At 68.6% G+C, this 22,496-nt stretch carries 20 protein-coding genes, 1 other RNA gene and 1 pseudogene; 4 read left to right on the top strand and 18 right to left on the bottom strand.

Features of this window, described 5'->3' with window-relative positions:
• Positions 1-16: 16 nt before the first annotated feature.
• From ssrA to Q0Z83_RS39270, 8 genes are all read right to left on the bottom strand, one after another.
• Positions 17-398, bottom strand: a transfer-messenger RNA (tmRNA) gene (gene ssrA / locus Q0Z83_RS39235).
• Positions 399-423: 25 nt separating this feature from the next.
• Entirely contained in the window at positions 424-1,113 is a 690-nt protein-coding gene (locus Q0Z83_RS39240; protein ID WP_317788414.1) for a cellulose binding domain-containing protein, read from the bottom strand.
• A 194-nt stretch (positions 1,114-1,307) separates the two neighbouring features.
• Complete coding sequence (gene smpB, locus Q0Z83_RS39245; RefSeq protein ID WP_317788415.1) at positions 1,308-1,784, bottom strand: SsrA-binding protein SmpB; 477 nt, start codon at positions 1,782-1,784, stop codon at positions 1,308-1,310.
• 22 nt (positions 1,785-1,806) lie between these two features.
• A complete protein-coding gene (locus Q0Z83_RS39250) occupies positions 1,807-3,036 on the bottom strand; it encodes a M23 family metallopeptidase (RefSeq protein ID WP_317788416.1) in 1,230 nt (409 codons plus the stop codon).
• Positions 3,037-3,132: 96 nt separating this feature from the next.
• Positions 3,133-4,008: a permease-like cell division protein FtsX gene (ftsX, locus tag Q0Z83_RS39255; protein WP_317788418.1), complete on the bottom strand. Its 876-nt coding sequence runs from the start codon at positions 4,006-4,008 to the stop codon at positions 3,133-3,135.
• Between the two features lie 66 nt (positions 4,009-4,074).
• Positions 4,075-4,755 (bottom strand): cell division ATP-binding protein FtsE, encoded by a 681-nt coding sequence (ftsE, locus tag Q0Z83_RS39260; protein ID WP_317788419.1) that lies wholly within the window; start codon positions 4,753-4,755, stop codon positions 4,075-4,077.
• Positions 4,756-4,895: 140 nt separating this feature from the next.
• Positions 4,896-6,008: a peptide chain release factor 2 gene (gene prfB / locus Q0Z83_RS39265; protein WP_317788420.1), complete on the bottom strand. Its 1,113-nt coding sequence runs from the start codon at positions 6,006-6,008 to the stop codon at positions 4,896-4,898.
• 50 nt (positions 6,009-6,058) lie between these two features.
• Positions 6,059-6,574 (bottom strand): PadR family transcriptional regulator, encoded by a 516-nt coding sequence (locus tag Q0Z83_RS39270; protein ID WP_317788421.1) that lies wholly within the window; start codon positions 6,572-6,574, stop codon positions 6,059-6,061.
• A 443-nt stretch (positions 6,575-7,017) separates the two neighbouring features.
• On the opposite strand from Q0Z83_RS39270, the gene Q0Z83_RS39275 reads away from it, so the two are divergent.
• Positions 7,018-8,040: a hypothetical protein gene (locus Q0Z83_RS39275; RefSeq protein WP_317788422.1), complete on the top strand. Its 1,023-nt coding sequence runs from the start codon at positions 7,018-7,020 to the stop codon at positions 8,038-8,040.
• On the opposite strand, the gene Q0Z83_RS39280 is transcribed toward Q0Z83_RS39275, so the two are convergent.
• Positions 7,992-8,495, bottom strand: coding sequence for a DUF6912 family protein (locus Q0Z83_RS39280; RefSeq protein ID WP_317797240.1), 504 nt, complete (start codon positions 8,493-8,495; stop codon positions 7,992-7,994). The two genes, Q0Z83_RS39275 and Q0Z83_RS39280, sit on opposite strands and share 49 nt — an antisense overlap.
• A gap of 277 nt (positions 8,496-8,772) precedes the next feature.
• On the opposite strand from Q0Z83_RS39280, the gene Q0Z83_RS39285 reads away from it, so the two are divergent.
• Positions 8,773-9,003, top strand: coding sequence for a helix-turn-helix transcriptional regulator (locus tag Q0Z83_RS39285; RefSeq protein ID WP_317788423.1), 231 nt, complete (start codon positions 8,773-8,775; stop codon positions 9,001-9,003).
• Positions 9,004-9,127: 124 nt separating this feature from the next.
• The gene (locus Q0Z83_RS39290; RefSeq protein ID WP_317797241.1) at positions 9,128-9,682 is read left to right on the top strand and encodes an Rv3235 family protein; all 555 of its coding nucleotides are present in this window, start codon (positions 9,128-9,130) and stop codon (positions 9,680-9,682) included.
• A gap of 80 nt (positions 9,683-9,762) precedes the next feature.
• Here Q0Z83_RS39290 and secA read toward each other — a convergent pair whose 3' ends face one another.
• Positions 9,763-12,660 carry a preprotein translocase subunit SecA gene (gene secA, locus Q0Z83_RS39295; RefSeq protein WP_317788424.1) on the bottom strand — a complete coding sequence of 966 codons (2,898 nt, stop codon included), beginning with the start codon at positions 12,658-12,660 and terminating at the stop codon, positions 9,763-9,765.
• A gap of 185 nt (positions 12,661-12,845) precedes the next feature.
• Between secA and Q0Z83_RS39300 the strand changes: the two genes are divergently transcribed.
• Positions 12,846-13,805: a GNAT family N-acetyltransferase gene (locus tag Q0Z83_RS39300; protein ID WP_317788425.1), complete on the top strand. Its 960-nt coding sequence runs from the start codon at positions 12,846-12,848 to the stop codon at positions 13,803-13,805.
• Here Q0Z83_RS39300 and hpf read toward each other — a convergent pair.
• The 8 genes and pseudogenes from hpf to ahcY form a co-directional block, all read right to left on the bottom strand.
• Positions 13,794-14,411 (bottom strand): ribosome hibernation-promoting factor, HPF/YfiA family, encoded by a 618-nt coding sequence (gene hpf, locus Q0Z83_RS39305; protein ID WP_093618553.1) that lies wholly within the window; start codon positions 14,409-14,411, stop codon positions 13,794-13,796. The genes Q0Z83_RS39300 and hpf overlap by 12 nt on opposite strands.
• Before the next feature lie 276 nt (positions 14,412-14,687).
• A complete protein-coding gene (locus tag Q0Z83_RS39310; RefSeq protein ID WP_317788426.1) occupies positions 14,688-15,398 on the bottom strand; it encodes a ComF family protein in 711 nt (236 codons plus the stop codon).
• Between the two features lie 27 nt (positions 15,399-15,425).
• Positions 15,426-17,231 (bottom strand): LpqB family beta-propeller domain-containing protein, encoded by a 1,806-nt coding sequence (locus Q0Z83_RS39315; RefSeq protein ID WP_317788428.1) that lies wholly within the window; start codon positions 17,229-17,231, stop codon positions 15,426-15,428.
• Positions 17,231-18,856, bottom strand: a complete 1,626-nt coding sequence (mtrB, locus tag Q0Z83_RS39320; protein WP_317788430.1) for an MtrAB system histidine kinase MtrB — start codon at positions 18,854-18,856, stop codon at positions 17,231-17,233. The genes Q0Z83_RS39315 and mtrB overlap by 1 nt, the downstream gene beginning before the upstream one ends.
• Before the next feature lie 53 nt (positions 18,857-18,909).
• Positions 18,910-19,598 (bottom strand): annotated as a pseudogene (gene mtrA, locus Q0Z83_RS39325) (MtrAB system response regulator MtrA).
• A gap of 130 nt (positions 19,599-19,728) precedes the next feature.
• Positions 19,729-19,932: a DUF397 domain-containing protein gene (locus Q0Z83_RS39330; RefSeq protein WP_317788432.1), complete on the bottom strand. Its 204-nt coding sequence runs from the start codon at positions 19,930-19,932 to the stop codon at positions 19,729-19,731.
• A gap of 53 nt (positions 19,933-19,985) precedes the next feature.
• Entirely contained in the window at positions 19,986-20,834 is an 849-nt protein-coding gene (locus Q0Z83_RS39335) for a helix-turn-helix domain-containing protein (RefSeq protein ID WP_317788434.1), read from the bottom strand.
• A 52-nt stretch (positions 20,835-20,886) separates the two neighbouring features.
• The gene (gene ahcY / locus Q0Z83_RS39340) at positions 20,887-22,338 is read right to left on the bottom strand and encodes an adenosylhomocysteinase (protein WP_317788435.1); all 1,452 of its coding nucleotides are present in this window, start codon (positions 22,336-22,338) and stop codon (positions 20,887-20,889) included.
• Positions 22,339-22,496 lie beyond the last annotated feature (158 nt).

The following is a 22,496-nucleotide window of genomic DNA, read 5'->3' on the forward strand; positions in this document are numbered from 1 at the left end:
GGGGGCCGCCAGACTTTCGTGGAGGTGCCGGGAATCGAACCCGGGTCCTTCGTTGTTTTGTCAGGGCTTCTCCGAGCGCAGCTCACTATGTCCCTACTCGGCCCTCCGACTCACGTGAGCAAGTTCGGACGACGGGCCCAGTCACTGATTGATCTCGCCGCAAGGTCCCCGTGACCGGGACCCATTGGCCAGCCTCCTAGCTGATGCCGGCAGCTGGGACGGAGGCGCTCCCAGACCGACAGACCACGCTACTTGCCTCAGGCGGCGAGAGCGTACTGGTCAGCGTCAAACTTTTCGTTGGCGCTTATAAGTTTCCGACGACCGATTCTCGAGACGACGTCGGCTTCCTCGGCTCGCTTCCCCTGTCTCCACGTACGAAGTCGAAACCAGTCACCCCCATGTCGGTATTACCGCCTGGCAATCTTAACCCATCCGGCAGGAACCTCCACCGACGGAGCAGGCCACCGGTCGTACCGCGTCGGCCACGTCCTTGGCGCCCTGGAAACCCGCGGTGATGGACTGGCCGCCGGCCAGCGACTTCCCGCGCAGGGTGACGGTGTCACCGCTGACGCTCACGGTGGCGTTCCACGCGCCGCGCACCTCGACGTCGGCGCTGGACGGGTAGGTGATCGTGACCGACCAGTCGCGGGCACTCGCGTCGTTGTTGACGATCCGGACCGCGGCGATGAACCCGTCCCGCCAGTTGGCGCTGGTCGAGTAGGTGGCGGTGAACACGTCAGGCGTGGGCGAGGGGCTGGCGCTGCGGGAGGGTGAGGCGCTCGGCGTACGGCTGACGCTCTTTGAAGGTTTGACCGAGGCCGACGCGGACGGTGAGCGGGACGCCGTCGCCGAGGGTGACGCCGAGGCGGAAGCCGAGGTGGACGGGTCGAGGGACGGCGTCACCGTGGCTGATTCGGTCGATGGGGCGGTGGCCGGCAGGGAGCCCTGGGCGGCCTGGAGGTTCGTGGTCGGCTGGACCATCAGCGGCTCGCCGCTGCCGGCCGACCCGCCGGCGACCACGGCGACCCAGACGACCAGGGCGACGAGGACCGCGGCGGCGGAGCCGAGCACGAGGCGGGCCAAGATGAACTGACGGGTGGCATGCTTCGCCAAGGGGGTGGCTCTCCCTCACGGCATCGGAAGATCGAAACGGCAGCGGAAGATCGAAACGGCAGCGGAAGACGGAACAGCGGCGAAAGACGGAACGGCGGCGGACAACCGCGCGACAGGGAAAGATCGCACGATTGTGGAGGATGGGGCAACGGCGGATCAGGCGAAGATCAAAGCCTGGCGGGCGAGAATACCCGTCAGTCCATCCCCTTCGCACGGCGGCCCATCGCCCGGTTGATCTCCCGCTGCGCGTCCCGACTGGCCATGTCCTGACGCTTGTCGTACGACTTCTTGCCCTTGGCCACGCCGAGCTCGACCTTCGCATACCCGTTGTGGAAGTAGACCGAGAGCGGGACCAGGGTGACGCCGTCGTCACGCAGTTTGCCCAGCATCTTGTGGATCTCTTCGCGGTGCAGCAGCAGCTTGCGCACCCGGCGCGGCTCGTGGTTGGTCCAGGTGCCCTGCGTGTACTCCGGGATGTGCATCCCGTGCAGGTAGATCTCGCCGTCCTTCTCGTGGCCGAACGCGTCGACCAGGGACGACCGGCCGGCCCGCAACGACTTCACCTCGGTGCCGGTGAGGACCATGCCGGCCTCGTAGGTGTCGAGGATGGTGTAGTCGTGGTACGCCTTCCGATTGGAGGCGACGACCTTGCGGCCCTGTTCCCGTGGCATGAGCGAAAAGCCTACCCGGGGTTCAGCAGAGACAGCCGGGGAGGTAATTGAGCGGGTTGCGGGGCACCCCGCCGAACCTGGTCTCGAAGTGCAGGTGCGCTCCGGTCGAAGCTCCTGTGCTGCCGACCCGGCCGATCACCTCGCCACGCCTGACGTAGTCGCCGACCCGCACGTAGATCCGGGACTGGTGGGCGTAGCAGGTGGTGAAGCCGTACCCACTCAATCGTCCGTGGTTGATGCACGTGTACCGACCGTAACCGCCGTTCCAGTCGGCCTGGATGACCCGGCCGGAGGCGGCGGCCCGGATCGGGCTGCCCGAGCCGGCCGCGAAGTCCGTACCGGCGTGCAGTTGCCAGACCCGGTAGTAGGGGTCGTAGCGGTTGCCGTAGTCACTGCTCTTCCAACCGCGGACGGGCATCAGGAGGTGCCCACCGGGATAGCGGCTGCCGACACCGCCCCGGTTCTCCCAGCCGCGGACCGACGACCGGACCCGGTGCTCGGCCCGGACCGCGGCCCGATACTGGGCCAGGACCGTGGTGCGTTGGGCCTCGGCGGCCCGCAGGGCGGTCTGCCGGGCGAGCACCAGGTGGTAGAGCGCCTGCCGAGCGCGGATGGCGGCCGCCTGGGCGTTCTGTGCGGCGCGGAGCTTGTCGACGGCTGATCGTTCGGCCGCCTCGGCGACACGCTTGGCGGCGCCGGCCCGGTCCTGCGCGGCGCGGGCCTCCCGCCGGGCGCCGAAGAGGGTACGGACCTCCTCCTGCTCCCGGGTCTGGAGGTATTCGACGAGCCCGAGGCGGTCCAGCATGTCCTGTGGCCCGCTCGATCGGGCGAGCATGTTGAACCGGGTGAGTCGGCTGCCCATGTAGCTCGTCGCCGCGATCTCGTCGACCCGGGCCCGGGCCTGGTCGAGCCGCCCGGCCGCGACCTGGTAGTCGCCGACGACCCGCCGGTGCTCGCTGCGGGCCAGGTCGGCGTTGCGGCGAGCCAGGTCCGCCTGCACACGGGTGGCGACGACCACGCCGCGCGTGGTGGCGACCCGGTTCTGGGCGGCCGGGAAGGCGGCGGTGGCGCGGGCCAGGTTGGTCGCGGCGGTACGGGCGGCCGCGCTCGCGTTCTCCAGGAGGGCCTCGGCTCGGCGGACGGCCCGGGCCGCGTCGTCGTTGCGGTCTGCGGCGGCCGGTCGGGGTCCGGTCAGGACGGTTCCCAGGATGCCGAGGAGGCAGAGGCAGGCGGCGATCAGGCGGTACCTCACCGGGTCACGCTACCGCGACCAATCACCCTCAAAGCCCCAAAACGCCCGATGGCCGCATCCCTGTCCGGGAATGCGGCCATCGGCACGGTCAGGTCGTCAGACCTTCAGGTAGAAGCGCAGCGTGATCCACGCGGTGACCGCGCTGACCAGGGCGCCCACACCGGCCAACAGCGGCAGCATGAGCAGCACGTTGCCGGTGGGGATCGGGGTGAGGATCGTGGTGAGCGCCTGGAGCTTGTTGTCCAGCAGGACCACCTTGGCGATGAAGAGCGCCACGAAGCCCAGGATCGCGCCGATCAGACCGGCGACCACCGCCTCCAGCACGAACGGCGCCTGGATGAACCAGTTCGATGCGCCGACGAGCTTCATCACCGCGACCTCACGGCGCTTGCTGTAGGCCGCCACCTGGATGGTGTTACCCACGAGGAGCAAGGCGGCCACCGCCATGAAGCCCGCGACGATCAGCGCCGCCAGCTGGATCGAGTTGAAGATGTCGAAGACCTCTTCAAGGATGTCACTCTGGTCGATGATCTGCCGGATCCCGGGCATGCCCTCGAGGCCCTTGGCGAAGTCCTTGTACTGCTCCGGGTTCTTCAGCGTCACCCGGTACGACTCCGGCAGACTGTCCGCGTTGATCGCGTTGACGAAGTCCGGCGAGTCGGCCCAGAGCTGCTGGAAGCGCTTGAGCGCGTCTTCCTTGGTCTCGTAGGTCTTGTCCTTGACGAGGTCACTACCGGTGATGGCCTGTTCGATGGTGGCCTTCTGACCGTCGGTGATGTCCTCGGTCAGGAAGATCGAAACCTGGATGTTCCCGTAGTAGTAGTCCTTCATCTGGTCGACCTGCATGTACAGCAGCACACTGGCGCCCAGCATGCTCAACGAGACGGCCATGGTGATGATCATGGCGACCGTCATCGTGACGTTTCGCCACAGGCCCACCAGGACCTCGTTGAGTACGTACTTCACGCGCATCGGGGGGATCCTTCCAGGACTCCGCGTGTCACAGCTTCAGCGTTCGTTACGGGGGCGGAGCCGGGACTAGCCGTAGACACCGCGCGCCTGGTCACGGACGATCCGTCCGCTCTCGATCTCGATAACCCGGCGGCGCATCTGGTTAACGATGTTGGAGTCGTGCGTGACCATCACGACCGTGGTGCCGGTGCGGTTGATCCGGTCCAGCAGTCGCATGATCTCGATGGAGGTGTCCGGGTCCAGGTTACCCGTGGGCTCGTCGGCCAGCAGAATCAGCGGGCGGTTGACGAAGGCCCGGGCCACCGCGACACGCTGCTGCTCACCACCGGAGAGCTCGTGCGGGTACCGGTGCTCCTTGCCACCCAGACCGACCAGCTCGAGAACCTCGGGCACGACGCGGCGGGCGACGGCCTTGGTCTTGCCGATCACTTCAAGGGCGAAGGCCACGTTCTCGTACGCCGTACGGTTCGGCAGGAGCCGGAAGTCCTGGAACACGCAGCCGATCGAGCGCCGGAAGTGGGGGACCTTCCAGGACCGGAGAGTGGTCACATCCTTCTGGTTCACCACCACTTTGCCGCTGGTCGGAGAGACCTCGTGCAGCAGCAGCTTGATGATCGTCGACTTGCCGGAACCGGAGGGACCGATGAAGAAGACGAACTCACCCTTCTCGATACCGACGCTGACATTGTCCAGCGACGGCCGAGACCCCTTCGGATACGTCTTCGTCACGTTCTCGAGCTGAATCACGGGACTGGAGTCTACGCGGTGTAACGAAATCGCCAAGCCCGCCGGGGCCGGGAATATTCACGAGCTGCGGTAACGGCACATTCGACCACAACCCGGCCTGACTCACCGTTCAGGTCGGGTTGCGCTCCGTCACCGTCGAATCAGCCCGCGAGCTGGTTCTGCTTGCGCCAACGGATGCCGGCCTCGATGAACCCGTCCACATCGCCGTCGAACACCGACGAAGGGTTACCGGTCTCGAACTCAGTGCGCAGATCCTTCACCATCTGGTACGGGTGGAGGACGTACGAACGCATCTGGTCGCCCCACGATCCGGTGGTGTCCTGTCGAAGATCGGCCATCTTCGCCGCCTCCTCCTGGCGCTTCCGCTCCAGAAGCCGGGCCTGGAGCACCCGCAGGGCGGCCGCCTTGTTCTGCAGCTGCGACTTCTCGTTCTGACACGACGCCACGATGCCGGTCGGGATGTGGGTCAGCCGGACCGCCGAGTCGGTGGTGTTGACGCTCTGCCCACCCGGCCCGGAGGAGCGGTAGACGTCGGTCCGGATCTCGTTCTCCGGAATGTCGATGCTGTCGGTCTGCTCGACCACCGGCATCACCTCGACACTGGCGAAGCTGGTCTGGCGGCGGCCCTGGTTGTCGAACGGGCTGATCCGGACCAGTCGGTGGGTGCCCGACTCGACGCCGAGGGTGCCGTAGGCGTACGGCACCTTGACGGTGAACGTCGCCGACTTGAGGCCGGCCTCCTCCGCGTAGGAGGTGTCGTAGACCTCGGTCGGGTAGCCGTGCCGCTCGGCCCAGCGCAGGTACATCCGCATCAGCATCTCGGCGAAGTCGGCGGCGTCCACGCCGCCCGCTCCGGCCCGGATGGCGACGAGGGCCTCCCGGGAGTCGTACTCCCCGGAGAGAAGGGTGCGGACCTCCATCTCGTCGACCGCCTTGGTCAACGTGGTGAGCTCCTCACCGACCTCGTCGATCGAGCCGGCGTCACCCTCGGCCTCGGCGAGCTCGAGGAGGACCCCGGCGTCGTCGAGGCGGGAGCGCAGGCGCTCCAGCTTGGAGATCTCACCGGAGACGTACGCGAGACGGCTGTTGACCTCCTGCGCACGCGCCTGGTCGTCCCAGAGGTCCGGGGCGGAGGCCTGCTCCTCGAGGTCCGCCTTGTCCCGGCGCAGCTTGTCGACGTCCAGGACGTTCTCGATGTTGCGCAGGGTCGCGTCGAGGGCCTTCAGTTGCTCGGGAAAGTCGGCAGCGGTCACGACACTCAAGACTACGCCGCCCGGCCAGATTGCTGGCCGGGGCGGTCCGTTCAACTCGTCGGAGCGGCTTTGAGCCAGGTGAGAGCGGCCTTGTGATAGGCGACCGCGAACTCCAGCGCCGCCGCGCCGAACGGGTCGCCGTTCTTCTTGGCCTCCTTGGCCTGTTCTTTCGCCATCGTCATGGCCTCCGAGTGGTACTGGTTGGCATTGCTGTAGAGCGTCTGCAACTGGTCGCCGCTGTGCTGCTGGCCGAAGGCGACCCGCAGCGCGACCGGGTTGCGCAGCGCGTCCCGGCCCGGCGACTCGGCGAGCCACCGAGTGAAGGCACGCTTGCCGGACGCGGTGATGGCGTAGGGCTGACTTGATCGAGGGCCCGGCTTTCCGAGGCGGACGTACCCCATTTCGGCCAGTACGGGTAGTTCGCGGTAGACCTGGCTCCGCGTCATCGACCAATAGGGCCCGAGGCGGCGTTCGGCAGCCGCCATCAGCTGACCACCGGTCATCGCCCCCTCATGGAGGAGGCCGAGAAGGGCAGCCGCCGTCGGATTGATTTGGAAGTCGGGCATGCCTAATAAGCTGCCACTTTGTCGCGCCCCCGTCCAGGATTTAGCCCGATCCGTCCAGTTTGCGCCTCCACAAACGACTGTCCCGCACAGACAGTCCGACAACGAGCGTGCGGATCGGGCGTTTCGGCCATGAAAACCGCGTTGACCAGGTAATATGGCGCAGATAAACGGTCACACGAACCGTTGCGGGCAGGAACTACGCGAAACCCCGCGATTCGCCATGCAAAACCAGACAATCAGCGCTTACCGCCCATCGTCTCCTCATGTGCGAATTGCGTCGGCCCTCCCCGGTCGTCGTCGGGCCGCTCCGAGCCCCTCTACGGGCCGTTCCGGCTCCTGCCGGGGCCGTCGCCGGGACGCCCTTCCGCCCGCGACCGTCCATCGTCGCACCTCACCGGACGGCCGGTCGGGCCTTCGCAGGTACGCCGGTTACCCTGAGCCCCATGACAGACCGCCAGACCGCCCCCGAGACCGTCGAGGAGTCCCGGCTCACCGCGGCGCTGCTCGCGGTCGCCGCCGTGGGGTGGACCGCCGCGATGCTCTGGTCGGCCCGGGCCAGCATCACCAGCCGGGCGGATGCCGCGATGGAGGTGACCTCCACGGCGTACGCGTTGCCCGGTGCGGTCTCCGCCGACCTGGTCGCCGGCGCGGCGGTGGCGCTGCTCGTGCTCACCCTGATCAGCGGACGGTGGGCGCTCGGGGCGACCGCCCGGTTCGCCGTGGCCACCGGATCCGGGCTCCTGGTCGGTGTGCTCAGCGCGATCCCGATCATCACGATCAACACGCTCGGCACGATCTACGCGGCGGTCGGCGGCACCGTGGCGGCGGCGGCGACCATCGGCGGCGCGTTCGCCGGACTGCGGATCCCCCGGGTGATCTCGGCGTCCGCGGCGGCCGCGGTCGGTGTCTTCCTGATCGGATTCGTGCTCAACCTCTTCCAGGAGCCGGTGCTCAGCGCTTTCGGCGCCGGTGACACCGAGTCGTCGGCCAACGCGGCACAGTGGTTCTCCTACAGTCAGGCGGCCCTCAGCGGGCTGGCCGCCGGGCTCATCGCCTACCTGCTGCTGCGCCGGGCCGGCACCGGGGTCCGTTGGCCGCTGTACGCGTTGGCCGGCGCCGGGCCGGGCCTGCTGCTGGTGATCGGCGAGCTGCTGTCACGGACCGCCGGGGCGAAGGTGCTGGAGCTGGCCGGCAAGGTCAGCGAGCTGGAGCAGACGGTCCAGGAGCTGCTCAGCACCGCCCGGCTCAACAACGCGCTGATCGTGCTCTTCGCCGGCGCTCTGACCGCGATCTTCGCGGTCGGCCGGACCCTGGGGTCACCGGCCGACGAGCCCGAGACCGACGACGCGACCTCCCCGGCGACCAGCGCGCCGCGGACCGCCGCCGAGGACACTGCCGACGAGGCCGAAGAGGAGACTCAGAGCAGCTCGTCGAGCTCGGAGACGGCGTACCACTCCAACTCGTGATCCTCGGCACCGTCGACGGTGAACTGGGCGTCCGGGTCGCCGGCCAGGGCCTCCTCGACCACCTCGGCGGCCTCCCCGATCGCCTCCTCGGCGTCGGTGCTGTCGACGTGGATGCTGGCCAGCTCGGACAGGCGCACCGCCTGCGGCAGGCGCACGGTGCTCGACCCGAGCTCGGTGTCCTCCCGGATCAGGCCGGACGCCGGCACGTCGGCCGACACCACCACTCGCCGGCGAGGTGCGGACGAGTCGTGCCGTAGCAGTTGCAGGGCGCCCTGAGCGGCCCGGGTGAAGGCGACGTACTCCAGCTCCTCCTCGTCGCCCTCCGCATACCACTCCCGGAGGCCGGGAGTCACCGCGTGCGCGATCGTCGCCTGGTCGCCGAGCTGCCCGTCGGCCCGCAATGCGGCGAGCATCGGCAGCGTGGCCGGCACGTAAACCCGGACCAGATCGGTGATCGGCACGTCTTCCTCCTGCACGCGGCGCGTTCTGCGGTCCCGGACAGTACACCGTCCACACGGTTCGCCGAGTGCCCCATTCCACCAGGCGTCTCCGGATCGAGGCGGCACGGGGCCGGCCGACACCCCGGCGATCAACGATCAGGTCGAGGACGCCGCGGCGAACCGGCCACCACTCCGGCGCCCGGGAGCGGCCCGAAGGCGATGCGGCGGGGTGCACCGGACGAGCGGCCGGTGGCAAACGGTGGCAAACTCAGGCTGTCGATGGGAGAACACCGTGACCGAGCCACGTTTCCTGCTGCTGTCCGACGTGGCGGCCGAGCTCAACGTCTCGGATTCGCAGGTCTATCACATGGTCCGGGGCGGCGAGCTGCCCGCGATCAAGATCGGCGGCCGTGGTCAGTGGCGGGTCGAGCGCGCCAAGCTGGAGGAATACATCGCGGGCAAGTATGCCGAGACCGCCGCGTGGGTCCGCGACAACCCACTCTCCGAGCGCGAGGCGGATTGACCTGCACGGCGGCTTTTGTTCCTCTTACCGATCGATGAGTGGCGCTTGCCGCAACCACCGCGACTGAGCAAGACTCGACGCTATCGAAGGCAAACGGAGGCAAACGCAAGAATTGGCGGTGGTGATGCGCTCGACGGCCGAGTTGGCGCCCACCGGGTCTCGGGCGACGATCCGCCTGCGCCCGGTTCCCCGGTATGAACCCCCGTTCGACGACGAGGCCACGCCACAGGTCTGGACGTCGTCGCGGCAACTGACTCTGGAGTGGCCGGCCGACGGCCCACCGACGTCGCCACCGGCGGTGATCGAGCCACCAGCCGTCGTCGGAGCCTCCGGGGACGCGAAGCTCGCCGTCCGCCGATTCGTCCGGCTCTGCGTCGAGGTCCTCAACGGATTCCGGCCCGCCGCCCACCTGCGGCGGCTCGCGCTGCCGTCACACGCGGCCGATGTGGTCGCCCAGGGCCTGGCCGGGGCACGCCGGGCGGCCGATCTGCGCCGGGCTCGTCCCCCGGCGGCCCGGCGCCCGCCGGTGGGCGTGCTCAAGGTGGTGCTCTGCGAGCCCCGGACCGGCGCGATCGAGGCAGCGGTCACTCTGATCACCGGCGACCGGACCTGGGCGATGGCGTTCCGCCTGGAGTTGCACCAGCAGTCCTGGTCCGCGACCGCCCTCCTGATCATCTGACGGATCCCGCCCACATGACGAACGGCCCGTGTGGTCCCTGCCGAGGCAGAGGACCACACGGGCCGTCTCACTTAACGAGGTCAGACCGCCCCGGGCGCACCGTGGCAGCGCTTGTACTTCTTGCCCGAGCCGCAGTAGCAGGGCGCGTTCCGCGACGGGCCGTTCGACTCCGACTGACCGGACGACCGGTTGGTCGCCGAGCCGGCCGCGGTGTGAGCCGGACCGGCCGGGACGGGCGAGCCGCCCGGGCCGATCGAGACCGGCGGCTCCGGCTGGACCGGCGGGCGACCGGGACCGGCTTCACCATCGATGGTCGGCGCCGTGTACTGGAGGTTCTGCGGGCGGCTCGGCGTGTTGAGGCCCTTGGCGTGCACCTCGACCCGCTCGGGCTCGTCGTCCGGCACCTCGCCGACCTTGGGCAGCTCGAAGGCCTGGCTCGGGTCCAGGGTGACCGGCGGCGGCGCCTCCTCGACCTGGACCTCCAGGTTGAAGACGAGACCGACGGCCTCCTCCTTGATGCCCTCCATCATCTGGTTGAACATGTCGAAGCCCTCGCGCTGGTACTCCACGACCGGGTCGCGCTGCGCGTAGGCCCGCAGGGAGATGCCCTCCTGCAGGTAGTCCATCTCGTAGAGGTGCTCACGCCACTTGCGGTCGATCACCGCGAGCAGGACCTGACGCTCCAGCTCACGCAGCGCCTCGGCGCCGAGCTCGTCCTCGCGGGCCTGGTACGCCGCCTGCGCGTCCTGCTTCAGCTGCTCCAGCAGGAAGTCCTGGTCGAGCGTGTTCCGCTCGCCGCCGGACTCCTCGACGATGTCCTCGATGGTGAGGGTGATCGGGTAGAGCCGCTTCAGGTTGGTCCAGAGGTCGTCCAGGTCCCAGTCGTCGGCGAAGCCGTCCGCGGTCGCGGCGTTCACGTAGTCGGCGACCACGTCGTCGACCATGTGGGTGACCTGCTCGTGCATGTCCTCACCGTCGAGCACGCGCTTGCGCTCGGCGTAGACGACCTGCCGCTGCTTGTTCATCACCTCGTCGTACTTGAGGACGTTCTTGCGGATCTCCGCGTTCTGCGCCTCGATCTGGGTCTGCGCGTTGCGGATCTGCTTGCTCACCATCTTCGACTCGATGGGAACGTCCTCGGGGATGTTGAAGCGCTCCATGACCGCCTCGACGGCGCCGGCCCGGAACCGCTTCATCAGGTCGTCCTGCAGCGACAGGTAGAACCGGGACTCGCCCGGGTCGCCCTGCCGGCCGGACCGACCGCGGAGCTGGTTGTCGATGCGGCGGGAGTCGTGGCGCTCGGTGCCGAGCACGTAGAGACCGCCGGCGGCCTGCACCTCGGCGGCTTCCTGCTCGGTGGCCTGCTTCACGCTCGGGAGGATGTCCTCCAGCGCCTTCGCGTACTCCTCCGGGCTCTCCACCGGGTCCAGACCGCGCTGACGCAGCTCGGCGGCGGCGGTGAAGTCCGGGTTACCGCCGAGCAGGATGTCGGTGCCACGACCGGCCATGTTGGTGGCCACGGTGACCGCGCCCTTACGGCCGGCCTGCGCGATGATCGTGGCCTCCTGCGCGTGGAACTTCGCGTTCAGCACGCTGTGCGGGATGCCGCGGCGACGCAGCAGGGTGGAGAGGATCTCCGAGTTCTCCACGGAGACGGTGCCGACGAGGACCGGCTGGCCGGTCGCGTGCCGCTCGGCGATGTCCTCGATGACCGCGTTGAACTTGGCCTTCTCGGTCTTGTAGATGACGTCCGGGTGGTCGATCCGGACCATCGGGCGGTGCGTCGGGATGGTCACGACGCCGACCTTGTAGACGCTGTTGAACTCGCCGGCCTCGGTCTGCGCCGTACCGGTCATGCCGCCGAGCTTCTCGTAGAGGCGGAAGTAGTTCTGCAGGGTGACGGTCGCCAGGGTCTGGTTCTCCTGCTTGACCTCCACCCCCTCCTTCGCCTCGATGGCCTGGTGCATGCCCTCGTTGTAGCGGCGGCCGTGCAGGATGCGGCCGGTGAACTCGTCGACGATCAGGACCTCGCCCTCCGGGCTGACGATGTAGTCCTTGTCGCGCTTGTAGAGCTCCTTGGCCTTGATGGCGTTGTTCAGGTAGCCGACCAGTGGCGTGTTCACCGACTCGTACAGGTTGTCGATGCCGATCCGGTCCTCGACCTTGGCGACGCCGCGCTCGGTGACCGCGATGGTCCGCTTGGCGATGTCGACCTCGTAGTCGCCCTCGCCGTCCTTGCCGGCCTGCAGGCGGGCGACGATCTGGGCGAACTCGCCATACCACCGCTGGGAGTGCTCGGCCGGACCGGAGATGATCAGCGGCGTACGCGCTTCGTCGATCAGGATCGAGTCGACCTCGTCGACGATCGCGAAGTTGTGCCCGCGCTGCACCCGCTCGTCCCTCGACCACGCCATGTTGTCGCGCAGGTAGTCGAAGCCGAACTCGTTGTTCGTCCCGTACGTGATGTCGCAGTGGTACGCGGCCCGGTGCTCGGCGGCCGGACGGTTCGGCAGGATGACGCCGACGGTGAGGCCGAGGAACACGTGCACCCGACCGACCCACTCGGCGTCACGCTGGGCGAGGTAGTCGTTGACCGTGATGATGTGCACGCCCTTGCCGCTCAACGCGTTGAGGTAGGCCGGGAACACACCGGTCAGGGTCTTGCCCTCACCGGTCTTCATCTCCGGGATGTTCCCGAAGTGCAGGGCGGCGCCACCCATCAGCTGGACGTCATAGGCCCGCTGGCCGAGGACCCGCTTCGCGCCCTCCCGGGCCACCGCGAAGGCCTCGGGGAGCAGCGAGTCGAGACTCTCGCCCTCCTCATAGCGCTCCTTGAACTGCTGGGTGCAGTCACGCAACTCGTCATCGGTGAGATCGACGTAGTCGTCCTCGATCGAGTTGACCGCGTCCGCGATCGCCTTGAGCCGTCGCACCATGCGGCCTTCGCCGGCGCGAAGAATCTTTTCCAAAATCGACACGGGTCAACGCTCCCCTAGACAGTCTGCCGAACCATCGTAGGCACCTTCACCCGGCACCTGTGACCCTGGCCTCCAGTGAAACTCGCAAACAGGGCGAAAGATTCCATGAAGTTCGCTGACAGCGCAGTCGCCGACCCGTCGGAAACGTGTTTGGCGGCCGGGCGCGTCCCGGAGAGGATGGCCATGTGGATCAGAACACCGAAGTACGGCCCGAGGACGCGGGCGCCGGCAGCGGAGTCCGCTTCCGGGGTGAGGCCATCGTCGACGAGCAGACCGGCGAGGTCCTCGGCCGCATCGCACTCGATCACGGGATCCTGACCTTCGAGGTGGTGCCGGAGGCCCGGCGACGTGGTGTGGCGACGACGGCGGTCCGCGAGTTCAGCCGGGCGCTGCTGACCCGCCGCGATCGGCTGGAGATGCGGATCGGCTGGGACAATCCGGTGGCCCAGCGGGTCGCCCTGGCGGCCGGTTACACCCGCGAGTCGGTCCGCCGCGGCGATCCCGAGCTGATCGTCTTCTCCCGTCTGGCGGGCGACCCGGAGGGACCCACGCCGCGCCTGCTGCCCGACCTGCCCGGCGGTGAGCTGTCCGACGGAGTGATCACCCTGCGGCCGCTCGGCGAGCGGGACGCCGATTTCTACACCGAGCTGCACAACCTGCCGGACGTGATCGCGACCAGTGTGCCGCCCGAGCCGCGACCGGCCGAGGAGGTCCGGCGTCGGTGCGTCCGCGCGGAGGCGCACTGGCTGGCCGGTACCCGGGCCGACCTGGTCATCCTGGACAGCGCGACGGGTGAGCGGGCCGGCGAGATCGGTCTGTACTACCAGGAGCCGCCCACCGGTCAGGCCATGATCGGCTACAGCACGCTCCCGGCGTACCGCGGCAGGGGTTTCGCCTCGCGCGCAGCGCAACTGATCGCCCTCTGGGCCTTCGCCGAGACGGGCATCGCCCGTCTGATCGCCGGGACGCTACCGACGAACACCGGCTCCCAACGGGTGCTGGAGAAAGCCGGCTTCACGCGGGAGGCATACCTGCGCTCGCGCCTGCCCGGTCCGGACGGCACGCGCACCGACGACGTCCAGTACGTGCTTCTCGCCGGAGACCTGCTCGCACAGGCCTCCGGCGGTGGCACCTCACATGCCTAGGCTGAGGATGCCGTAGTCGTAGCCGCGGCGGCGATAGACCACACTGGGCCGCCCGCTGTCCTTGTCATGGAACAGATAGAAGTCGTGGCCGACGAGCTCCATCTGAAAGAGAGCGTCGTCGACGGTCATCGGCTCGGCCGAGTGCTCCTTCTCCCGCACGATGCGCCACGGCTGGTCCTCGTCGTGCTCGGTCGGCTCGGTGTCGAGGACCGGCTCGGTCAGCGTCGCGGTCCGACCGTGCGTCAGGTCGGTGGGGAGATTTGCGGTGGCCGCGGCGACGGAGACCGGCGCGTGCCGTCCGCGATGCACCCGGCGCCGGTCGGCGGAGCGGCGCAGCCGGGCATCGAGTTTGTTGATGGCGCAGTCCAGGGCTGCGTAGAAATCCTGTGCCTGGGCCTCGGCGCGTACCACCGGCCCCTTGGTCATGACGGTGATCTCGACCCGCTGGCAGGTGTCGGACTGTCGCGGATTGCGTTCGTGGAAGAGCTCCACGTCCGCCCTCATCAGCTTCTGGTCGTAACGTTCGACCTTGCTCAGCTTGTCGGCGACATGCTCTCGATAGTGGTCGGGAACCTCTACGTTGCGGCCCTTGACGACAATGTCCACTCGTGACCTCCCCCAACGTTTGTGTGCTGGGCGCCGATTCGCGGCGCAGCCGGCTACCGGGTGAAAACGCCGCGTCGTGATCGACAACCCGACGCGGCCTATGAGAGTGAGACGACTCCTTTCCGGTGCGGCTGCGGCGCTCCCGGTGGCGGATAAGTCTGCGCGCTTACCCTCGTCACCTAGACGCTAACCCGCCTATGCCCGACAGTCACCCCTCGTTTGGGATACCGGAAGGCTGACCTTCGCCTCTATCGGCAAACCCGGGCACGGTCACAGTCAAATACCGGGGCGAACCTTGCGCAGTTCCGTCGCTGCGAGCACCGCGGCACCTGTGACCTGCATGTCCGCCTCCTCTAGCCGGCGTGCCACCGCCGCCAACGTGGCGCCGGTGGTGACGATGTCATCCGCCACCACAAGCGTGCCTCGCGATCTCTCATCGCGTAGGGGATTGCTGATTCGGGGCATCATTCGCAGCGAATTGACAGCTACAGTCGCCCGTTCGGATGCTTCCAGTGACGTTGAGTCAGGACGAGGCAGTGCACGAAGCGGCTGCACGACGTTCACCCGGTAGCCCGCGGCCCGCAACCGCCGGGCCGCGTGCTCGGCGAGCCGGGCCATGTGGTCGCCGTACCGCTCGCGCCGGGCGGCCGCGGTCGACGGGACCGGAACCAGGGTCACCGGGCGGTCCCGCGGCGCGAAAGTCGCCACCGCGCCGGCCAGAAGCGTGCCGAGTGGCCGGGCGAGCCGGTGCCGGCCCTTCTCCTTGTACGCCAGCAGAGCGCCCCGCAACGGCCCGGAATACGGCCCGACCGCCACACAGTCCGGAAAACCGGCCGGTGGCGGACTCGGTACCGCCGACCGCGGTCGTAGCGACTCCAGCGCCGTCACACAGGCCACACAGGTGCCGTAGGTGAGGCGTACCCGCTCCGCCCCGCACCCCGCGCAGGCGGCGGGCAGCACGAGATCCGCGAGATCCGCGAAGACCAAGGTGAGTCCCGGTTCGAAAGAGAAGGTTCAGTTCAGGAAGAAGGGCGCCTCGGGAACCACCTCGGGCCGTGGCTCGCCGCTCGGGCCGGCCATGTCCTTCGCCGTGATCTGGACTCCCGACGACAGCGCTTCCCAGGCGTTCTTCCCGGTCGAGTAGAGCACCGCGCCGAGGCTGTTGAGACTGTGCCGCGGGTTCGCCGGATAGGCGGACAGGTAGGTGACCGTCTCGTTGCCGATGTCCGGGAGCACCTGGGACTTCAACGCGCCGTCGATGGACGTGTAGACGATCGAGGTCCGGTTCTTGTCCCGGCGGGTCCCGGCCACGGCCAGCCAGCCCTCGCCGCTGAAGTCCACCGCGGTGAGCGACGTGAGCGGCGTGAAGACCTGCTGGAGCCCGGTGAAGGCCAAGCCGTCGCCACTGACGTTGAGAACCGCCCGATACAGCCGGCCGCCGACCACCATCGCCACCCGGTGCCCGTCCGGCGCGACCGTGATCGCAGTGATCCCGGCCGTGCCGGAGGTGCTGACCTCCTGCGCCGGGCCACCGTCGGCCCGGAAGCGCCAGAGCCGGCCGCCCGCGATGATCAGTCCGACCGCGGCCGCCGCGTCGTCATCCGGGGTGATCGCCCAGACCGGGTTGCCCAGGCCCGCGGGCAGGCCGGGGATCTCCTTCAGAGCGACCTGGCCGCCGGTGCCGGCACTGCCGACCCGCAGCCGCTCGTTCTTTCCCGAGCCGGTGACCAGGGCGGTGAACACGTGCGTCCCGGAGGTGGTGAGGGCGGCCCGGGAGATGTCCTTGTTGTCGTCCGGCGCCAGGCCGGGAACCGTGTCCGAGGTGGGCCGACTCGAGTTGACCAGGCGCCTGATGGTGCGGTCGTAGATCACATACCGCTCCGGCTCCTGCACCAGCCGGTACGACGGGTTGCTGGTGAGGAAGTCCTCGCCGGAGTAACTACGCGGCTGCTGGTGGCCGACGGTCAGGTCCAGATAGTCGGGCAGCAGATTCCGCAGCGACCACTGCAACTGCATGCGCAGCCGTTCCATCGCCTCGACCGCCCCCTCGGTCGGCACGGCCTGGGCGCTCAATCTGATCTGGAGCCGGTCGTTGTCGATCGCCGGCACCTTGTTCTCCAGTTTGGTGCCGTCCGGCAGCGGCTCGACCGCGTCCTGAAGCCACGGGGCGGGCCCGCCGATCAGCCAGTTCAGAATGATCGTCGGTTCCTGCTCGATCGGCACGTCCTGCAGCAGATACCTGACGTCGGGGACCAGACCGGTCCGGTCGGTGTTCCAGAAGTAGATCGTGCGTTCCTTGTAGTACTCGCTCAGCGCGGTGTCGCTGAGCAGCAGGAACGGCGGCGCCTGGAGCACGTAGAGCCCCTCACCCGCGACCTCGCCGAGCACCAGTTCGTACTTACCCTCGACCTTCTCCGGCGAGGGCTCCAGCAGGCCGTTCTTACCGAGCGTGCCGAGCAGTTGGTAGGAGAGCTCGACCCGGTCGGTGGCCGAGTCGAGGAGCGGCTCGTCGATCAGACGGATCACCCGGGGCGCGGCGGGCGGGTTGAAGTTGTCCCGCGCGCTCGTCGACATGAACTGCTTGACCCGGTCGAGCGCCCCGTCGTACTCCCCCGCGGCCGCCCGCAGGTAGTTGAGGGCGAACGTCTGGCGGTCGCTGGTCTGGTCACGGGTGATCCGGCTGCGTGTGCCGCCCTCCCGGGAGGTGGTGCCGGTGGACACGCCGGGCCCGACGACCGTGACGTCCGAGTTGTCGGGGATGCCGCAGCCGGTGAGCGCCACCGCGGCGACGACCACGCAGGTCAGGACTCGACGGACCATCAGCTCACCTCCACGTTGCGGTCTCTGGGGATCAGCGGCAGCGGCGCGGCCACCAGCCGGTCACCGGCCCGCACCGGCACGGTGAGCCGGAACTGGGCACCCTCCCCGGGCGAACCCCACGCCTCCAGCCAGCCGCCGTGCAGACGGGCGTCCTCGACGCTGATCGACAGGCCCAGGCCGGTGCCGCCGGTCTGCCGGGCCCGGGACGGGTCGGCCCGCCAGAACCTGTTGAAGACCAGGCGCTCCTCACCCGGTTTCAGGCCGATCCCGTGGTCGCGGACGGTGATCGCCACCGCCGCGTCGTCGGTGGCCAGGGTGACCTGCACCGGTTTCGCCTCGGCGTGCTCGACGGCGTTGCCCACCAGATTGCGCAGCACCCGCTCCACCCGCCGCGGGTCGACCTCGGCGATCACCGGGGTGTCCGGCAGGTTCAGCTGGATCTCGACACCGGCCCGCTCGGCCAGCCCGGCGAGCCGCTCGGCCACCCGCTCGACGATCGGGACCAGGTCGGTGTGCTCGGCGTCCAGGGCGGCGAAACCGGCGTCGAACCGGCTGATCTCCAGTAGGTCGGTGAGCAGCTCCTCGAACCGGTCCAGCTCGGCCTGGAGCAGCTCGGCGCTGCGCGCCACGGCCGGGTCGAACTCGTCGCGCTCGGAGAAGATCAGGTCGGCGGCCATCCGGACGGTGGTCAGCGGAGTACGCAACTCGTGCGACACGTCCGAGGTGAACCGGCGCTGCAACCGGGACATCTCCTCCAGCCGGACGATCTGCCGCTGCAGGTTCGCCGCCATCTGGTTGAACGCCGCCGCCAGCAGGGCCAGATCGTCCTCACCGTCGACCTTCATCCGCTGGTCGAGCAGGCCTGCCGAAAGCCGCTGAGCGGTCCGGGCGGCGACCCGGACCGGGGTGACGACCAACCGGGTGACCAGGGCCGCCACCACGCCGAGCAGGATGACCAGGGCCAGGCCGGTGGCGAGCACCGTGGTCCGCATCAGGTTGGCGTCCTGGTCCTCGCTGGCGATCGGGACCATGTAGTAGAGCTCGACCTGGCCGAACCTGGTGGTGACGGGTGACCCGTACACCAGATATTTGATCGTCTCGCCGCGGATCTCCGCGGTCCGGATCTGCTCGCTGACCCCGCCGCCCTCGCCGGAGACCGCTTTGATCATCTCTGGGGTGATCAGCTCGCTGGTGTCCACCGGGGGGAGCGCGACGGCCTTGAGATCCGGCCAGTGCTCGGCACGGATCGAGATCACCGAGGTGCCGCGGTCCGCCGAGTCACCGTCGAAGAGATCGTTGACCAGGTCGGTGAGCGCGCTCGGCAGTGACGGGTCACGAGCCTGCGGATAGAGCGTCAGCTGGTCGGTCGCGAACTTGACCTTCGTGGCCAGCGCCGACCGCGCCTCATCCCTGGCCCGGCCCAGCAGGATGTCGGAGCTGCGGTCGGCGATGTAGCCGCCGAACGTGCCGACCAGCAGGCTGGAGGCGACCAGGGTGATCGCCACCACCCGCAGCTGCAGCGAGCGGCGCCAGGCCCGCCGGACCGGCGCGGTGTATCGCGTCGAATATCGGACCAGCACGCGCCAGTAGCGCCGCACCAGTCGCAGGGCACGGCGCACGGGCATGGGGAGCCAGGCAGGAGCACGCATCTCGCGGCAAGGTTAGCCGTTCCCGGGGATCAGCCGGTGCCCGCCTTGTAGCCGACACCGCGGACCGTCAGGATGATCTCCGGTCGCTCCGGGTCCGGCTCGATCTTCGCGCGCAGCCGCTGCACGTGCACGTTGACCAGGCGGGTGTCGGCGGCGTGCCGGTAACCCCAGACCTGCTCCAGGAGCACCTCGCGGGTGAACACCTGACGCGGCTTACGGGCCAGCGCGACCAGCAGGTCGAACTCCAGCGGCGTCAGTTTCACCTCCTCGCCGTCCCGGGACACGGTGTGCGCCGGCACGTCGATGGTGATCTGGTTCCCCGGAGGCCCTATGGTCAGCATCTCCGGCGCGGCGTCCTCGCCCCGACGCAGCCGGGCCCGCATCCGGGCCACCAGTCCTTGGGCTTGAACGGCTTCACCACGTAGTCGTCGGCGCCGGACTCCAGGCCGAGCACCACGTCGACGGTGTCGCTCTTGGCGGTGAGCATGACGATCGGGATGCCCGACTCGGCGCGGATGGCGCGGGCCACGTCGATCCCGCTCATCCCCGGCAGCATCAGGTCGAGCAGGACGATGTCGGGTCGGTTCTCCCGGAAGGCGGCCAGGGCCCGTTCACCGTCGGCTACGAAAGACGGAAGGAAGCCTTCGCTGCGCAGAACGATGCCGAGCATCTCGGCCAACGCTGGGTCGTCATCGACGACCAGTACCCGGGCTCTCATGCGGTCCAATATTGCACTGTCCTTGCGGTCTTCGCGCTACCTGGGGGCCGATCTTGCCCGGGAGCCTACCCCTGAGGACAGAAAAACGGGCGGCCCCGGTCCGGGACCGCCCGTGGCACGCGAGCGGCTGTCACATGCCGGGCCGGTCGAACTCCCCCGCGCGAACACCGGCGATGAAGCCGGTCCAGTCCCGGGCGCCGAAGCTCAGCACCGGGCCGGTGACGTCCTTGGAATCGCGCACCAGCATGGTGGCCGGCGCTTCGGCGACTTCGACGCAATGCCCGGCAGCGCCACTGCGGCTACTCTTGCGCCAGGTCAGTGTGGTGTCCTGCATGATGGTCTCCCTTTACCGTGGAATGCTTCTCCATTGGACCCCACGGCGAGGAGTCAACGGCCGATCCGATCCCTCGTCTCAGCGATGGCCGTTCGGCTCTCTTCTGGCGACAATGCGCGTTCCTGCAGGTCATCGAAGGCATCCCGATAGACGTCGATCTCCTCGGGCTTCACCCGGAAGAGGCCGCCGGTCAGCCCTTCGATGTGCACGACCGGAGATCGGGTGCCGGGCGCGAACTCCAGGACCATGAACGACTCGATCAGCCCGGCGTGCGCGCCCGCCTCAAAAGGGAGGATCAGCAGCTCGATCCCGGGCCGGCTGCTCGCCTCGTAGAGGCGGGTCAACTGGCGCCGCTGGACCGCCGGACCGCCGATCTGGCGCAGCAGGACTCCCTCGTCCACCACCATCCGCAGGGTGGGCGGCGGGACCCGGTTCATCGTGTTCTGCCGACCCATCCGCAAGGCCAGGCGGCGCTGGATGATCGCCGAGTCGTCGATGTCGGCGCCGGTCTCGATCACCGCCCGGGCGTACTCGTCGGTCTGCAGCAGGCCCGGAACCACCTGGGCCTCCCACTCGAAGATCCGGACCGCCTCGGACTCCAGGGCCAGGTACTCGTCGTACGGATCCGGCACCGACGACCGGTACGGCGTCCACCAGGCCCGGGCACGGCCACGCCGGGCCAGGTCACGCAGCCGCCCCCGATCCTCCACCGCGACCCCGTAGAGGGTGAGTAGACGGTCCAGGTCGGGCTCGCTGATCCCGGTGTGCGCGGTCTCGATCCGGCTCAGTTTCGACTCGGACCATCCGAGGGCCGTCGCCACGTCGACACCACGGCGCTCACCGCGAAGCCGGCGCAGTTCACCGCCCAGCTCCCGGCGTGCTGTCGAAGTCGGCCTCGCCACGAGGCCCACCATATCGACGCATCGGCCCCCCGATGCAACTTGCACAGCACTTTCAGTAGCGGTAGTGCTCCGGCTTGTAGGGCCCCTCGACCGCGATCCCGAGGTATGCGGCCTGCTCCTTGGTCAGTTCGGTCAGTCGCACGCCGAGCGCGTCGAGGTGCAGCCGGGCCACCTTCTCGTCGAGTTTCTTCGGCAGCACATACACCCCGACGGGGTACTCCGAGGTCTTCGTGAACAGCTCGATCTGGGCGATCGTCTGGTTCGAGAAGCTGTTGCTCATCACGAACGACGGGTGCCCGGTGGCGTTGCCGAGGTTCAAAAGGCGCCCCTCGGAGAGCACGATGATCGAGTGGCCGTCGTCGAACCGCCACTCGTCGACCTGCGGCTTGATCGTCACCCGGGAGACGTCGGCACGCCGGGTCAGTCCGGCCATGTCGATCTCGTTGTCGAAATGCCCGATGTTCCCGACGATGGCCTGGTGCTTCATCCGGGCCATGTGCTCGTGGGTGATCACGTCGAAGCAGCCGGTCGCGGTCACGAAGATGTCCGCGGTGGAGATCACGTCGTCGATCGTCGCCACCTGGTAGCCGTCCATCGCGGCCTGCAGCGCGCAGATCGGGTCGACCTCGGTGACGATGACCCGGGCGCCCTGGCCGCGCAGCGACTCGGCACAGCCCTTGCCCACGTCGCCGTACCCGAAGACGACCGCCACCTTGCCGCCGATCAGCACGTCGGTGGCCCGGTTGATGCCGTCGATCAGGGAGTGCCGGCAGCCGTACTTGTTGTCGAACTTCGATTTCGTCACCGAGTCGTTCACGTTGATCGCCGGGAACAGCAGCGTCCCGGCCTGCTGCATCTCGTAGAGCCGGTGCACGCCGGTGGTGGTCTCCTCGGTGACGCCCTTGATCCCGGCGGCGATCCGGGTCCAGCGCTTGTCGTCCTCCTGGAGGCTGCGCCCGAGCAGCTTCAGGATCACCGCGTACTCCTCGGAGTCGGCGGTCTCCGGCGACGGCGCCGCACCGGCCCGCTCGAACTCGGCGCCCTTGTGCACGAGCAGCGTCGCGTCACCGCCGTCGTCGAGGATCATGTTGGGCGCCTCGCCGTCCGGCCAGAGCAGCACCTTCTCCGTGCACCACCAGTATTCGTCGAGCGTCTCGCCCTTCCAGGCGTAGACCGGCACCCCGTTCGGCTTCGCCGGCGTGCCGTCGCGCCCGACCACGATCGCGGCGGCGGCGTGATCCTGCGTCGAGAAGATGTTGCAGGAGGCCCAGCGCACCTGCGCGCCGAGTGCGGTCAGCGTCTCGATCAGCACCGCGGTCTGGATCGTCATGTGCAGCGATCCGGTGATCCGGGCCCCGCGCAGCGGCTGCGACGGCCCGAACTCTGCGCGGAGCGCCATCAGGCCGGGCATCTCGTGCTCGGCGAGCTCGATCTCCTTACGACCGAAAGCGGCCAGCGACAGGTCCGCGACCTTGAAATCACCGTCGGCAAGCGTGCCCGTCATCCCGAGTCCCCCTGGCTATCCGAAGCAAGCGGTTCACTCTAAGACGAGCTTCACCCCGAAAACCCCGATTTGGTACGAACCCAAAGGCGCCCGACCGCACCCATGCCGCCCCGTGCCGGTCCCCCGCGACGAACGCGCGAAGCTCACCGTTCCGGCCG

The organism is Actinoplanes sichuanensis, assembly GCF_033097365.1.
GTDB classification, from domain to species: Bacteria; Actinomycetota; Actinomycetes; order Mycobacteriales; family Micromonosporaceae; genus Actinoplanes; species Actinoplanes sichuanensis.